This window comes from Ferruginibacter sp. SUN106, assembly GCF_050611765.1.
Classification (GTDB): Bacteria; Bacteroidota; Bacteroidia; order Chitinophagales; family Chitinophagaceae; genus Ferruginibacter.
In genome coordinates this window covers 1-14,350 of the sequence record NZ_JBODJC010000002.1, presented here as the reverse complement: position 1 = coordinate 14,350, position 14,350 = coordinate 1, and the positions used below count along the sequence as shown (strand labels likewise).

Sequence of the window (14,350 nt, the reverse complement as noted above, 5' to 3'; positions counted from 1 at the left end):
AAGGTTGAACATTCAGCCCGAACTGATGTTGATGTTTGCACTTGGTTGATGTTATATTGTCCAGCCATGTTTTTGGCAGACTACTCTTTACCTGCATGGCAATTTTATCGCTCAATTTCTTTATTTAAAAGTTTTTTGATTTCATCTCCGCTACTTGGTCTTGGCGCATCAAAATTTACAATGTTGCCTTCTTTATCTATTAAAATAAATTTGGGAATAGTGTTTGTAATATAGGATTTTGATACAATTCTATCCTTATCTATAAGTTGAAGCCATTCTGCTTTATCTTCTTCAATAGCTTTTTTCCAATCATCAAAGCCATCATCAACTGCTATGCTCAAAAAAATTATTCTATTATCATTTTTGTATTGATTATATAATTCTTTAAAACTTGGGGTTTCTGCTCTGCAAGGACTACACCAACTTGCCCACAAATCGATATAAACAACCTTGCCTTTGAAATCGACAAGGCTATATTGCTTTTTAAGATTGCTTTCTAAAGTAAATTGGGGTGCCGGGTTTCCAACTTGTGTTTTTAATAATTCTAACTCCTTTTCTGTAAATTTTGATAATATGGATTTTTTAAAATAATGATTACTAAGGTTCGTAATGTACTTAGCATATTGATCCTTAAAATAATTTAGTTGCTCAATGGAATTAATATTTCTTATAGGAAATTGCATATTCCTGTATAGGGCAAATTCTTTTACTTTTCCTTTATATGTGTCATTAATCTTTTTTAACTTATATTCTTTTTGATTTCGAAGCGATGAATCTTTTTTATAATCTAAGGTTACTAAATATTTGATGTACTCATTTGATATTAACGCATCACGGTATACATCTGAAACTAAATATTCGGAATTATATAAATTTTCTAATATTTTGCTGTCAAAATTATTTCTCACAAAGGAGATAGATTTTTCGTAAGAGTAATTATTGTTATTTACATGAGTAACTAACATATATAGCTCATAAAATAATTTATCCATTCGAGTCAAAGAACCAAAGTATTTCAAAAACTTATCCTGAATAGCTTTTCTGTCAAATACAACATGAACTATTGAGTCTGTTACTTTCCGATATTCTAGTATATAAGTCAATAAATTAGTTTCATTTAATTGAAACCAATTTGATATGCCTAATCTTAAAGGAGCAATTGAATCAAGAATGCTGTAGTACTTATTACTTTCGGCACCAACACCAGTTATTTTTTTTGTTTTAAAAAAAGTCAGATTGTCTTTGCCATTTCCTGTTATAGTTAAGTTATAACCAGGAGCAACAAAAAGATTGTCGATAGTAAAGCTATTTTTCTGAATTATAGCTTTCTGTGGTTCTTGAACTTTAAAAGTTTTCAAATAAAAATTACCAAATTCATCGAGATTAAGGGTATCAATTAAAACTTGTCCATTCTTATCACGAAAGTGGATAGGCAAAAATTTCTCTGGACAGTTTGCAATTTGCCCTTTAATTATAAATGGCTTATTGTTCAGTTTATTCTGTCCAAACAAGAGGCTGTAAGCTAATAAGATGACAAGTGAAACGGATAGCTTTTTCAAATAAAATACTGTTTATTATGCTTGCAAATACTTTTGTTGTGCGAAATTATTGAGATGTGCTTTTTCTCATGTCCCAGGTTCCAACCCCAAGTACCACGGAGAAAATTTGATCATCTTCTTTATAATATTGATGAATTTCCCAAGCGCCCTCGAATTGATTGTTTGATAAGACTCCCTCGTATTTAATTAGCGGAGCGATTGAATTTTCAAGTATTTCAATCACACCAGCTTCATTAGTCTTCCATGCTTTGGGATATTGTTTGTCAAAGCAGATGTAGTCTCCCTCAAGAAAGCCTCCAACAATGCCGTTGTCTTGAAATATGTTTCTTGTTTCATCATCACTAAAGTTTCCGTAAAATTGAATTCCATTTGCGGTTAGATTCATTTCGAATGAAACTGATTTGCCTATATAATTTTCAGGATACATTTCTCCATATGTATATTGTCCAATCCATTTGCCTTTAAGTTTCATTTGTTAGATTTAATTTTGCAAGTACTTTTGTTGGGCGCAGTTTTTCATTTAAACGGAGATTACATTTATTTGACTATTGTGAAATGATCAGTTATTCCTGATTTTTCTTCTCTTAATGAAATCTCCTGACCACGGATCGAAAACCCAAATATTGGTATAGCCGGTCCAAAATCCAACGTCTCCTACGAATTTAAAGTCAGATTTCCTCGACTGTGATATGATCAACCGCACATTACCATTGAATATAGGAGAAACGGAATTTTTATTCGTTTCCCATTCATAAGATGTCGAAGTGATTAAATCATCCCCTTTCTTCAAACCCAGAGCTTTAGCTTTTTCTAATGCTTGTTTTATAGAAAGCTTATAAAAGGGCTGCTCATTATTTGTAAATTGTTTAAATCCTTCGTTGTATAATATATCACCGGTCTGTATCAACTGACTATCTTGTATGTTTCCGCTAGTATCTATCAGCATCCTTAATTTTCCCCGCCATTCGTTTCCATTCACAATGTCATAAGTAATATAACATATGGTTGGCTTATAGGATGGATAATCTTCTCTTGTCCATGATATGTCGAAATTGGGACTACCTGAATTTCCGGCAAAATAGCAGGAATTGAAAATATTCCAGCGCATAGATGTAGCGGTAAATTGTTTCCCGAAATATATTCTCAAAACGGAGTCTGCTCTTGCCTTCACCCGAACCAGCAACGGGTAATTAGGATAGACATCAGTATCAGCATTCCAGGTAAGCCTGTCATGATCGATGGTTAATATTAGTTTTCCATTTTTATCAAATATCTTTTGAACACCAATAAAATTGCCAAGGGTGTCGTGATAGCTAATATTCTTTATGGTCAATGTATCATCAAAATAGGAAGTACTCAGTATTCGGTTGCCTTTTTCGAATCTTTCTTCTACGATCTTATAGCTTCCAGCCTTGCATACAGATTCAATAACAGAAGAGTCGGTATGAATGATAGTTGTTTTATCCTGGGCAAACAAAAAACAGAACGAGAAAAGCAATACCAATGTCAATAGTGATCTATACATAATAATTTCATTTCACAATGATGGTAATAGTTCCATAATCATATTCATGCCATCGATTTCCATGACAAGATTAACAGCGTAAATTGCATACAACGAACCGGCGCTTTGCGAAGGTGTGAAATTAGAATTTTGTCCGCCCGTAACCGCTGCCGGTCGTTGATAATTTGCTGAAGTTTGTTTGTCCTGCCACACTTTTGCAAAACGACATGTCAGTAGCAGTTTTTTACTTTGTCCATACTTATTTCGATGATACCATTTCATCTACAATTTCCCCATTTTCACGAACTACTATTTTCCGGCTTTTATTTTTTTGGGTTAAGAATTCAAATGTCAGGTCTCTTTCTTTGCTAAAAAATAAGGTTGAAGTTTCAGGGTATATAGCAAATTTCTTACCATTAATAATTTGTATCAAATACTGATTTTCTCTTTTGATAGTCATGTTGCTTACTGCAGAACTTTTATATTCTCCAGCATAAGCGTCAAGAATTGTAGTAGAAATTTTCGTAAACGTTCTTTTGTTGATATAAGGAGCAGGTTTGTGATCATAACTTAAAAGGCGTGCCATTTTCCATACTCCATTTTGCAATGTCCACGTATGAGTAAACTTTGCCCATCCATCTAAACGTTCCTTCTTACCCTTTTCTGTAATATAAAAATAATGCTCTCCACTCATAATTGCACCATATATAGTGTCCTGGTTTCTCAAAAGGAAAATTTGAATTGTACTATCAAGAGCTGCTCTTCGCAAACGAAAATTATCAGTACACAGGTTTTTTTTAAATGATGAGACAATATTTTGATTCCCTTTTGAAAGCCCGATTTTGTCATGATAAAACTCAACATCAGTAGTATAAAAACCTTCGATATTTGTGGTATCGCAAGTATTATAAGCTACCCAAAATAAACTGTCTCTTTGTACTAAAGCCCTGGTGGCTTGTTTGGTATCACTTTGGACAAACAAATTTAGTGAGCTAAAGCATAAGACAAGATAATATAGTAGAGTTCTTTTGTTATTATTCTTCAAAATTCTAGTCATATACTTTTGGTAGTTCGTTGATTGAATATTTGCTGCTAACGGGCAGGGCTTTATGCAGGTTGGGAATTATTCCGAATGCTTTCGGGACGTGTGCCCACAACCGCCGATTGTATTTCCGTCTGCCTCACTTGCAACAATACCAATGTTGTATGCCGCGTTGTCAGAGTTGTTTCATTTTCTCTCTCAGGTTACTATAAATCTGCTCGAATACTTTATCGATTACAAGTTTTTTGGCATTTCTGTAAGATGATATACCCTTAACTGTAATATCACCTTTAATATCAAGTTCATCATTAAATTGATAGGTTGTCTGTACCAGCTTATCATTTTCAAACTGAAATAGTGTTACGTTGCTGTTACATTTCGCTTTTCCATGAATGGAACCTGATTTATATAAAGGAGTCCAAATAGGGCCAAATTCCAAATCTGTGATATTTATGGTCACACCTTTACACCCGTTTGTATCGCCATACTTTTGATTCTTATAAAATATAAGTATGGGAATGTTGGCCGGGTTTCCCCGAAAATTACATTTTGAATTAATTGTCTCCGCCCAGGTTCTGTTTATTATTAAAGAAGGCCTTAAAGTTGTACTGTTTGTTTGAGAATTCCTGTTTAGCGTTATTTTAACTTCACTTAAGTATAGGTTAAGTTCCAGGAATCCCATCTCTCTCAAAAAGGTCAACCCGATTAAGATTATACATGTTAGTAGTATGATTTTTTTTCGACGAGTCATGTACATGGTATACAACGGGCAGGGCTTTATGCAGGTTGGTAATTATCCCGAATGCTTTCGGGACGTGTGCCCACAACCGCCGCTGATTGAAAATATGGTGATGAAGTTAAGTACAAAAGCTGATAGATATTCATCTGCTGGAACTGAAGCTGGGATTTGCAAATAGCTGATGTTTCAATGTCAGGCCCAACTTGCATAAAACCCAATGTTAGCTGTAGGTTTCTTCGTTCACTTTTTGTAAACCTCATCTATATATTTGCTTGCGTCAATCATTAATTTTCGTACAAATTTTGACCGCAAATTTTCAGGATTATACTCAACTAATAGTCCACTAATATTGAAGCAGTAAATTTTCCCGTTTGCTTCCAAATAAATAAAATGGTCAGAATCATGTGACATCCACATGTCTTGCTTTGTTGGATTTGTTGACACTGATTGAAGATTATTCCTAAAGTAAAAGCTAAAAATACTGTCTGATTTAATAATAGAAAAATTTATTGATTTAATACCGTAGTACGGTGCCTCATTTATAAAATTAATTCTATACTGCTTAAGAACACCTTTGTCAAGCCATAAAACTTTTCCATATCCATTAAAGCCGTTTGTGCCAAGCCAATCTCTATAGATAAGCAACGTGTCAATACCTTTTGCTTTTAAGCTGTCGGATATAAGCTTTGCTTTGATGTCAACCGGGTGGTAATGGTCAGTGCCACAAATCTTAATATTGCCATGCTTAGCTGTTACACTGTCTAGAATTATGATTTTGTCCGATGTCTTTTGAGCAAAAGAATATAAGTTAACCAGTGTAAAAACTGTAGATAAAATAATTTTCTTCATGGAATGTAGGGGCATAAAAATTACAGCTAACGTTAGAGGCTTTGTGCAGTTGGGTAATTGACCAACTGTCTGCCCGCAACTGAAAATAAATTTATAACTAAAAGCCGAACTTTAGTACTACTGCCCGGCAGAATTACGTCTGCCGAAACCAAGGCCCGGGTATGCACTGCCGATGATCGTTTCAACGTCGGGCCCCAATTGCACAAAACCTGATGTTAGCGGCAGTTATTTGTTTGAAAGTTTTTTCCTTTCTTGCACAGCTGGTTCAAAAGCAGGATTTATTCTGATTGATTCGTCTAAATCAAGAACTGCTTCCGGGTATGCATAAGCAGTCAGATCAACGGGCTTCTGAGTACTTTGGCTCATAATTATTTCTGTTTGCCTTATTTGCTTCTTTGCAATTGCCCTGTAATAAAATGCAAAATAATTATCAGGCCTTATAGTTATCTCTAAATTGAGATCTTCTATTGCGTACATACTTTCTAAAAGATCATTCAGATTTACCCTTGCAATAGCCCTATAGTAGTAAGCGGAATCAGGAGCCTTTTTTTTTATTATTAAATTTGAAAAATAAAATATTGCCCCTCTATAATAATTATCCCAACATTTTAATTTGTATTTCCCGATATCGAAATTTGGCTGAAAGTTTTTGTAATCACTTTGAGGACATTTAATAGTATCAATTGATTTAGGATAATATTTATTTTGTCCAAATGTTTTGTTTGGAGCGTAGTAGAAAGCGAATGCTGTCAGTATAATTATTTTAAACTTCATTATATGCATGTATAAAATTCTTGATGACCCTATTTGTTTTTTATATACCTGTTATCCTTGACCTGTAAATATTCGCCATCTAATAGTATTAAACTACTATTTTTGATAAGTAATTTACAATTGTTCATAAAAATATCTTCCGTGTTAATTTCTCTCTTTAGTGAAATAGTGAAATAATTAGAGTTCTTATTTTTTGGCGAGTAATACCACTCCATCTGATAAGGACTACAGCAACTAATAAAGATATCCTTAATATCCAATGCGGCACAATAGACTGTATCTTTTATTTTAAATTCACCAATAAGCCTATCGTTGAGTTTAAGATCAAATCCATTTATAAATGTTTCTGGAGATAAGATATTATTTGGATAGTGGGTCACAATCATTATTTTACCATTTGCAATGCTGTCAATTATTTGTTCTGTTACAGTACAAAAGTCTGTCTGTTTGTATGTACTGGTTAAGTATAAAGTATCCTTGTTTATCTTGTATTTTCCTGTACAATTTCTTAGTGACGCCCTGGCTGCACAAGGTTCCCCTCTTTCCAAATATTCAAAAACATAAACGCCATTTGATTTTAGTACAAGTCTTTTTTCACCATCCCACTCAACTTTTTGAAATGTTGTCCATTTTGATGTTTTGCCATTTACTATTGTATCTTTTTCGGTAACTTGTTTGTATCTCTCATTTTTTTGAGTGAATAATCCTTTGTATTCTCCTTTAATTTGTGAGAATAATTTGTCGCAAAACAAGAAAGTAAAAATTACAAGTACGTACTTTTTCATTTTAGGGTGTTTACCATTGCCACTAACGAGCAGGGCTTTATGCAGGTTGGGAATTATCCCGAATGCTTTCGGGACGTCCGCTCACAACCGCTGCTGATTGAAAATATAAAGTTGAATTTAAGAACTAAAGTTGAAACTTGTTTACCCTTCCGGACCCTAGCTGTTGTTTGTTAAGATTCACAGGCACAAAACTCGATGTTGGCTTAAGTTTTATTGAACGATCAGGTATTCATTGGTTGAAATTTTACCAGAAAAATCAGAAGATTGTTCTGTGCTGTAGCTATTTTTTTTGATTTGTTTTATTCGCACTTTTATCTTGTATTTATTGTCTTTCATCCAGGCCGGATCGCCTTTAATAACCTCTTTAAGTGTTAATTCATACGTGCAATCATCTATCCATGTAATGTTAAAAGCCAATTTATATCCCAGGTAATCATTTTCTTCGATTTGCAAATTTCCTTCCCTTTTGATTACTGTTATCCCTATATCTTTTTTCAGGCTGCTCTTAAACGTTCCTATATGTAATGATTTGCAAGTTCTAACCTGCCCATGTAATACCAGGCCCGATGTCATTACAATGAAAAAAATAATTATTGATCTCATTACTTTCTGATTAATTAATATTACAGCCAACGGGTAGTGCTTAATGCAGTTTGAGAATTATCCCAAATGCTTTCGGGACGTCCGCCCACAATCGCTGCTGATTGAAAATATTTTGATGAAGTTAAAACTAATGCTCAACATTGTTTATCAAGCCCCGAACCAATGCCAGGATCTGCAATTTGCTTAACATTAGTTTGTCAAGCTCAATTTGCATAAACCCCCATGTTGGCTGCAGCTTTGTCTTCACAACTCAATTTAAATATTGTGCCAATGCTAAATTCAATTCATTAATCCAATCTTTAGTAGTCGAATCATTCATTTGCAAATCGTGGCTTTTTAATTTTTCGTTGTACTCGTTAAGTCTCATAAAAAGCACAGAGGTCTTTAAATAAATTTCGGGAAAGTCTCTATAATAAAATTCAAAACATTGAAAAGCAAATAACTTACTCAATATAGATGCGGTTAAATCGGAAATTTTTGCATTCTGTTGTAACTCATATCTGGTCAAGTCTAAGCAAATTAATAAAGCCAATTCAAATTCATGAAGACTTTTAACGCTGAAACTATTATTGTCATTTTTGGATTTGATTATTTGGATAGTTTTATCCAGTAGTTTCAGATCTGTTTCTATCATTAAAAGTTTATTTTGAATCGCTTAGGAAAAGTTGTAGCCAACGGGCAGGGCTTTATGCAGGTTGGGAATTGTTATTCGCCTGCCCACAACCGCTGCTGATTGAAAACATAAAGTTGAAATTAAGAACTAAAGTTGAAACTTGTTTGTCCAGCCTGAACCACAGCCTGGATTTGTAATTAGCTGATGTTTGCTGGTCATGCCCAACTTGCATAAAACCCAATGTTGTATGTAGGGCACTATCTAAGAAACGATGTCTGTTAACTGTATAAAAAAATTCTTGTCACCTTTTATATAATAAGTTCGTCCACCCCAAATACCGGGCCTGTAATATCTTGTTTCTTTCACTCTGATAATCTCGGTTTGAGTGTTATTATTTAGATCTTTTACCACACAATTATTGGTTTCGATTTGTTCAATTAAGTACCTGTCAAATGGGATTATTTCTACAGAGTCGAATGTATTTTGAGTTAGATAAACTGTGTCCGACTTTGTTATGTCAGAATTAAGTTTTTTAAGAGTTGCTTCATAAGTACTCTTTCTATAAGGTTGATATCCTTTAAGTCTGTCAACTACAACCTGCTTAAAAGAAACATAGTCTACATAGAATACTATGGAATGATATTGATACGCAACGGTTTTAGTGAATGTTTTTTCAAATAACCTTAATGTATCTGATTGATATCGGTCAATTTGAGATGCGTCTTGCGATTTTACTTGAGTAAAGAAGCAAAACTGAATTAGAATAAATGTAACTTTTAAAAGGAGTTGCTTCATTTTTTTCCTGTCTAGATGAAAGTGAAGTGTCGATTACACAACTTATGCTAAACTTTATTTTGCTGCTGACGTCCTGCCTTGCATACAACCCAATGTTGTAAGCCGTGTTTTTTTTCACTCCCAACCTGCCAGCGATAATATTTTTGTCTTTAAGTTGTATGTCATAATGGGCAAGTTGCTTAAAAGCTGTTCACCTGCAATAGTAAAATATTTGATTTTATGAGGGTCAAACCGAATAAGAACGATATTCTCCCCGAGGTCATTTAAGTAACCGAATAAATACCGGTCATATTTATCCAGGTCATTCTCCTGTACTTTTTTAAAAGCTTTTAGCATTTTAGGTCTTTGTTCTTTATGTTGCTTTACAGCCAGGTCCCAATCATAAGCTTCTTTATATGATTTCATTTGTGCCCATTGGCTGTCCAGTTGTCTGACATTTGCATTAGTGTATTGTGTCCTTATTGCAATTTCAGTTAATTTAAGTTGAAATGTATCAGGCGTAAATCTCCTGTCAACCGAAATCTTTCTCCCAATAAAGTTGATGTCAAAATCCTTTGAAACAATAAAGCTTTTGTACCTGACTAATGAAATAGAGTCTAAATAGTTTTTGTCAATTTGAAAAGTCTTTTGAGCTTTTAATATTGTCAAACTGAAAGAGAACAGAATTGCTAATGATATTTTGATGGTCTGTCTTAACATGGATTATAACGGTAAGGGCTTGGCGATGTTGGGACTTTGAAAACCGTCCGCCCGGAACCAAAACTAAATTTATAATTAAAAGTTGATTTTAAGAACCAAAGTTCAACAAAGAACGTATAACTGGTACAAAAGCTGACAGCGATAAAATGTTGAAGCTAACAACGTCCGGCCCCAATATTGTCAAACCCCATGTTGCCTGCAGGCTTTTTCTCACTCATTCAAGTTGAATTTCAATATTCTTTTTTACTGTGTCAATATTAAACCAATTTTCAAATTGTGATTTAGGAATACAATCAAAAACATCTAAGTCTCTTGCATATTTGCTTAATGCTTTTTTCCCAAACTTGAATATTACATTGTAGTCATCTTGACCATCTTTTCCAACATAGGCTCTCAAATAAGTCTGCCTGTTGTCGTTAATATATTTTTTTGAGTAGTAATTATCAGGAGCAGTTAATTCGCATCCGTCGCACCAAAAACCTTTAGTCAATTCATCCCAAGTATTTTCGAGAGCATCACAAATAATATATTCAAGTTTATTACAAAAATTCTGGTCTAACATTATCAAGTGTATTTAAAGAATCGCATTGTCGTCAAACTTTTCTTCCACATTGGCAAGCACCTCACAATCACAATAACCTCCATTTTCTTTCAGCCATTCAGCAATAGCTTCTATGTTATCAAGTTTGAAAGATTGTAGAAACCTTACTGAAAGTATAAGAGTATGGTCACATTCATTGTCCGTAAGCTGTTCGTCCAGATTGTCAAACAATGCTTTAAAATTTTCCCGGCTCGTCGGCAGACTATCTTCAAACGCTTGTTTTGCTTTGAACCTTAAGTCTTTTGCAATTTGCTTGCGTCTTTCAATTTCGTTTTTGTCAGGCATAAATTATTAGAGAGTTTCGGTTTAAGCTTGCCACCAACGGTCAGGGCTTTATGCAGGTTGGGAATTATCCCGAATGCTTTCGGGATAATTCCCATAACCGTGGCTGATTGAAAATATGTTGATCAAGTTAAGTACAAAAGCTGATAGCTATTCGTTTGCTGGAACCGAAGCAGGGATTTGCAATTAGCTGATGTTACAATGTCCTGCTCAACTTGCATAAAACCCAATGTTATGCGAATTTGCTAAGACTTACCCTTAATTTCTTATTCTAAAACACCTTGGCTTTCAAAAAATTCTTGCAATCTATTGTATTTAATGTTACTCATTGTAGGAGTCAAGGGAAATCCAACTACATCTAATCCTTTGCATTCAAAACAAACATCAATGTAATAGATGAGACTATTTCTGTATGCTAAAATTGTATTTCTCGGAATAAAGCAGTGGGCATAGCTCACATCATCCACCACATCTTCGTCTAAAAGATTTCCAAGCATGAGAACTTCCAGAGATGATAACTTTTTAGCTTTTGTAACTAATTTATTATTTAGTTTATTCTTGAAAAAAAGCAGAGAACTAGAATCTATTTGTCCTGTTTTGGGATTGGGTGGCGAAATAATTAATTCGATGTGACTAATAAGTACGATAGAGTCACTTTTTCTCATAAACTCCTGTAATGTGTCACCGGTTATTTTTGGAGTAGTAATTTTTGCAACTTTTTTGGGTGTATTATTGTGACATGCTGCGAAGCACAATAAACAAATTATTAGTATGATTGATTTATTTCGCATAACGTCAGGGCTTTATACAGGTTGGGAATTATCCCGAATGCTTTCGGGACGTCTGCCGATAACCGCTGCTGATTGAAAATATGTTGATGAAGTTAAGCACAAAAGCTGATAGCTATTCGCTTGCTGGAACTGAAGCTGGGATTTGCAAATAGCTGATGTTACAATGTCGAGCCCAACTTGCATAAAACCCAATGTTGGTTGCTGTTTTTTGTTATGAGATGTTATTGCAATTCTATTCTTAAACTGTCAAACTTTAAGAGGCCTGGTGGCACATTAAAGTTAATTTGTCTGTCTTTATATAAAAGATGTGGATTAAAGTTAAATCCTTTCATGTCGTCTTGAAAAAGGGCAAAGATACCCCCCGTTTCGCTTTGAAATAAGTGACCAAATATAATGTCATAGTCATCCTTAGTTGTTGCAATTGGTCTTCCAATCCATTTGTCCTTTAAATTAATTTCAAAATACTTCAGCATACCGTCACTGTCAAACTCTTTCAAATTAACTATGTAATTGTTTGCTATATCAGCTGATTTCCAGTACTTTTCTGAATGATATACTTTGATGTCATTGTTAACTTGCCCATTTGTATATACAGTCGCCCTAATTGGCTTCCCAATATGCATGGCAGAACCTGCGAGCCACTTTAAAAAGATTGGATGACTAATTGAGGTCAAGCCAATAGCAACTGCAATTACTGAAAGCAGTCCAATAAAAATCTTTAAAAGTTTACGGAGTGTCATTTTAAAATAGCAACCAACGAGCAGGGCTTTGTGCAGGTTGGGAATTATCCCGAATGCTTTCGGGACGTCTGCCGATAACCGCCGCTGATTGAAAATATAAAGTTGAATGTAAGAACTAAAGTTGAAAGTTGTTTGTCCAGCCCGAAACCAAGCTTGGATTTGCAATTAGCTGATGTTATAAGGGCAAGCCCAACTTGCATAAAACCCTTTATTGTGCGTTCGCTTTTCGTCACTCGTAAAGTGTCACTTTTATTTTTTCGTAGTCACTACCAACTTCGTCAAACTGTTTTCCGAAATATCGCTTTGTTAAACGGAATGTTGTTCTTATACTTATTTCCTGGTCTAATATTTTTTTCACTTGCTCTTTTGAATTGTCAGCTTTGATTTCCTTTAATTCTTCTTCATCAAAGATTTTTTCTTTTGATAGAGAAATTTCTTCTGGAAGTTGTTGGCCGTAGTCAACATAAAGGTCTAAGTCTGCACCCGACTTTACTCGCTGTCGCTTACCATTTTTGATAATGTTGTAACCGTATAAATCAACAGTTCCGTTTAGTGTCAATATTGCGATTTCAGAATTCGGGAAAGCTTCACAAATTTTTTTCTCAAAGTCTGAAGGTGTCTTATCGTAAAACTTAAAAACTAAGTCTTCACTTACGATAAAGATTTTGTCGCCATACTTGCCAATAGAAGTTCCTTTAGCATATTGAGCTTCGTGAATTGAAATTTCCTTTGTCTGCTTAACATTGTCAAGCCCAATTTTTTGGGGAATGTCTGCTGTGTTGATGTTAGCAGCATTATTAATGATGATTAGATAAATTTTCCAACTCATAGTTATAATTGTAAGGTCTGTTTAAAGTGGCGCACAACGAGCAGGGCTTTATGCAGGTTGGGAATTATCCCGAATGCTTTCGGGACGTCTGCCCATAACCGCTGCTGATTGAAAATATGTTGCTAAAGTTATTTACAAAAGCTGATAGTTATTTGTCTGCTGGAACTGAAGTTGGGATTTGCAATTTGTTGATGTTTGATGGTCAAGCCCAACTTGCATAAAACCGAATGTTAGCCGCAGTTTTAACTGCCTCGATATGCCTCAATTAAAGCAGACAATGTCCTTTCGTTTAGATTAAACTCAAGTAAGTTATTCATATGATATCTGTCCAAAAATCCATTTTTTAAGCCAATTACAAAATAAATTGTCCTGTTTTTTCCATTGGGGCGATAAACCAAAAACGTTTCCTGTATTTCTGTCCATTGATAGAACTTACCATCTATTTCAATTCCTTTTTTCGACAATTGTATTTCAAAGTTTAAATCCTTTACGGTCAAGTTTTTAAAAAGTACATAATATATTAGCGAAAGTAATATTGTCGAAACAAGCAATGCACCTGTACTGAATTTTGTCAATAAAATATAACCAAATATAAAAGTAAAAATCCCAGCCATTAACACTGAGAGTGCTGTCTGTAATTTTCTTTTCCGCTTAATTAAGTAATTCTCTGGCAGAGGATATTTTAGTTTAGCCGCATCTGCAATTTCTCTGGTTGTCTTAATAGCAGAATGGATTTTAAAAAGTTTGTCGTCCCAGGCTAAAGCAGAATTTTCTTCCTGAATTAATTGTTCTAATAAAATATTTGTCGGAATGATTGTCAAAGCAGACTATTTTAGAAATTGCGGCTAATGTTCAGTGCTTGGCGATGTTGGTATTTTGAAAAACGTCTGCCCAGAACCGAAGCTAAATTAATAATTAAAAGTTGATGTTAGGCACCAAAGCTCAACAAAGAACGTCCAGCGGGTACAAACGCTGATAGCGATAAAATGTTGAAGCTAACAATGTCCAGCCCCAATATTGCCAAACCCCATCCTATGTTTACAATTCAATAAATTTATAGTGCAATAAAAAAATCAATTTCGAAAGAACAAAAGGCGGAATAAGATGGTAAAACCCAATTGGCATAAAGCCATTCTAACATGATT

The 14,350-nt window shown here is 34.3% G+C and carries 18 protein-coding genes; all 18 read right to left on the bottom strand.

Annotated features, from left to right (window positions below; genetic code table 11):
• Positions 1–104 precede the first annotated feature (104 nt).
• Positions 105–1,559 (bottom strand): TlpA family protein disulfide reductase, encoded by a 1,455-nt coding sequence (locus tag ACQ334_RS05995; RefSeq protein ID WP_430987267.1) that lies wholly within the window; start codon positions 1,557–1,559, stop codon positions 105–107.
• 46 nt (positions 1,560–1,605) lie between these two features.
• Positions 1,606–2,031, bottom strand: a complete 426-nt coding sequence (locus tag ACQ334_RS05990) for a hypothetical protein (protein ID WP_430987266.1) — start codon at positions 2,029–2,031, stop codon at positions 1,606–1,608.
• 87 nt (positions 2,032–2,118) lie between these two features.
• Positions 2,119–3,084, bottom strand: a complete 966-nt coding sequence (locus tag ACQ334_RS05985) for a hypothetical protein (RefSeq protein ID WP_430987265.1) — start codon at positions 3,082–3,084, stop codon at positions 2,119–2,121.
• Between the two features lie 238 nt (positions 3,085–3,322).
• Complete coding sequence (locus ACQ334_RS05980; protein WP_430987264.1) at positions 3,323–4,120, bottom strand: hypothetical protein; 798 nt, start codon at positions 4,118–4,120, stop codon at positions 3,323–3,325.
• Positions 4,121–4,280: 160 nt separating this feature from the next.
• On the bottom strand, positions 4,281–4,796 hold the full coding sequence (locus tag ACQ334_RS05975) for a hypothetical protein (protein WP_430987263.1): 516 nt from the start codon (positions 4,794–4,796) through the stop codon (positions 4,281–4,283).
• 288 nt (positions 4,797–5,084) lie between these two features.
• Complete coding sequence (locus tag ACQ334_RS05970; RefSeq protein ID WP_430987262.1) at positions 5,085–5,693, bottom strand: hypothetical protein; 609 nt, start codon at positions 5,691–5,693, stop codon at positions 5,085–5,087.
• A 225-nt stretch (positions 5,694–5,918) separates the two neighbouring features.
• A complete protein-coding gene (locus ACQ334_RS05965) occupies positions 5,919–6,467 on the bottom strand; it encodes a hypothetical protein (protein WP_430987261.1) in 549 nt (182 codons plus the stop codon).
• 29 nt (positions 6,468–6,496) lie between these two features.
• Complete coding sequence (locus ACQ334_RS05960) at positions 6,497–7,252, bottom strand: hypothetical protein (protein ID WP_430987260.1); 756 nt, start codon at positions 7,250–7,252, stop codon at positions 6,497–6,499.
• 210 nt (positions 7,253–7,462) lie between these two features.
• On the bottom strand, positions 7,463–7,855 hold the full coding sequence (locus ACQ334_RS05955; protein ID WP_430987259.1) for a hypothetical protein: 393 nt from the start codon (positions 7,853–7,855) through the stop codon (positions 7,463–7,465).
• Positions 7,856–8,105: 250 nt separating this feature from the next.
• Positions 8,106–8,489: a hypothetical protein gene (locus tag ACQ334_RS05950; protein ID WP_430987258.1), complete on the bottom strand. Its 384-nt coding sequence runs from the start codon at positions 8,487–8,489 to the stop codon at positions 8,106–8,108.
• 240 nt (positions 8,490–8,729) lie between these two features.
• The gene (locus ACQ334_RS05945) at positions 8,730–9,263 is read right to left on the bottom strand and encodes a hypothetical protein (protein WP_430987257.1); all 534 of its coding nucleotides are present in this window, start codon (positions 9,261–9,263) and stop codon (positions 8,730–8,732) included.
• A gap of 114 nt (positions 9,264–9,377) precedes the next feature.
• Complete coding sequence (locus tag ACQ334_RS05940) at positions 9,378–9,668, bottom strand: hypothetical protein (RefSeq protein ID WP_430987256.1); 291 nt, start codon at positions 9,666–9,668, stop codon at positions 9,378–9,380.
• Positions 9,669–10,176: 508 nt separating this feature from the next.
• Positions 10,177–10,524 carry a hypothetical protein gene (locus ACQ334_RS05935; protein WP_430987255.1) on the bottom strand — a complete coding sequence of 116 codons (348 nt, stop codon included), beginning with the start codon at positions 10,522–10,524 and terminating at the stop codon, positions 10,177–10,179.
• Between the two features lie 12 nt (positions 10,525–10,536).
• Positions 10,537–10,848, bottom strand: a complete 312-nt coding sequence (locus tag ACQ334_RS05930) for a DUF2695 domain-containing protein (protein ID WP_430987254.1) — start codon at positions 10,846–10,848, stop codon at positions 10,537–10,539.
• A 263-nt stretch (positions 10,849–11,111) separates the two neighbouring features.
• Positions 11,112–11,636: a hypothetical protein gene (locus tag ACQ334_RS05925; RefSeq protein WP_430987253.1), complete on the bottom strand. Its 525-nt coding sequence runs from the start codon at positions 11,634–11,636 to the stop codon at positions 11,112–11,114.
• 221 nt (positions 11,637–11,857) lie between these two features.
• Positions 11,858–12,541: a hypothetical protein gene (locus tag ACQ334_RS05920; protein ID WP_430987252.1), complete on the bottom strand. Its 684-nt coding sequence runs from the start codon at positions 12,539–12,541 to the stop codon at positions 11,858–11,860.
• A 64-nt stretch (positions 12,542–12,605) separates the two neighbouring features.
• Positions 12,606–13,205, bottom strand: a complete 600-nt coding sequence (locus ACQ334_RS05915; protein ID WP_430987251.1) for a hypothetical protein — start codon at positions 13,203–13,205, stop codon at positions 12,606–12,608.
• Between the two features lie 242 nt (positions 13,206–13,447).
• Complete coding sequence (locus ACQ334_RS05910) at positions 13,448–14,026, bottom strand: hypothetical protein (protein ID WP_430987250.1); 579 nt, start codon at positions 14,024–14,026, stop codon at positions 13,448–13,450.
• Positions 14,027–14,350: the final 324 nt, after the last annotated feature.

Coding starts and splice junctions, on each gene's coding strand:
- ACQ334_RS05990 (WP_430987266.1), bottom strand. CDS start 2,031: ATGAAACTTAAAGGCAAATGGATTGGACAATATACATATGGAGAAATG.
- ACQ334_RS05985 (WP_430987265.1), bottom strand. CDS start 3,084: ATGTATAGATCACTATTGACATTGGTATTGCTTTTCTCGTTCTGTTTT.
- ACQ334_RS05980 (WP_430987264.1), bottom strand. CDS start 4,120: ATGACTAGAATTTTGAAGAATAATAACAAAAGAACTCTACTATATTAT.
- ACQ334_RS05970 (WP_430987262.1), bottom strand. CDS start 5,693: ATGAAGAAAATTATTTTATCTACAGTTTTTACACTGGTTAACTTATAT.
- ACQ334_RS05965 (WP_430987261.1), bottom strand. CDS start 6,467: ATGAAGTTTAAAATAATTATACTGACAGCATTCGCTTTCTACTACGCT.
- ACQ334_RS05960 (WP_430987260.1), bottom strand. CDS start 7,252: ATGAAAAAGTACGTACTTGTAATTTTTACTTTCTTGTTTTGCGACAAA.
- ACQ334_RS05955 (WP_430987259.1), bottom strand. CDS start 7,855: ATGAGATCAATAATTATTTTTTTCATTGTAATGACATCGGGCCTGGTA.
- ACQ334_RS05950 (WP_430987258.1), bottom strand. CDS start 8,489: ATGATAGAAACAGATCTGAAACTACTGGATAAAACTATCCAAATAATC.
- ACQ334_RS05945 (WP_430987257.1), bottom strand. CDS start 9,263: ATGAAGCAACTCCTTTTAAAAGTTACATTTATTCTAATTCAGTTTTGC.
- ACQ334_RS05940 (WP_430987256.1), bottom strand. CDS start 9,668: ATGAAATCATATAAAGAAGCTTATGATTGGGACCTGGCTGTAAAGCAA.
- ACQ334_RS05935 (WP_430987255.1), bottom strand. CDS start 10,524: ATGTTAGACCAGAATTTTTGTAATAAACTTGAATATATTATTTGTGAT.
- ACQ334_RS05930 (WP_430987254.1), bottom strand. CDS start 10,848: ATGCCTGACAAAAACGAAATTGAAAGACGCAAGCAAATTGCAAAAGAC.
- ACQ334_RS05925 (WP_430987253.1), bottom strand. CDS start 11,636: ATGCGAAATAAATCAATCATACTAATAATTTGTTTATTGTGCTTCGCA.
- ACQ334_RS05915 (WP_430987251.1), bottom strand. CDS start 13,205: ATGAGTTGGAAAATTTATCTAATCATCATTAATAATGCTGCTAACATC.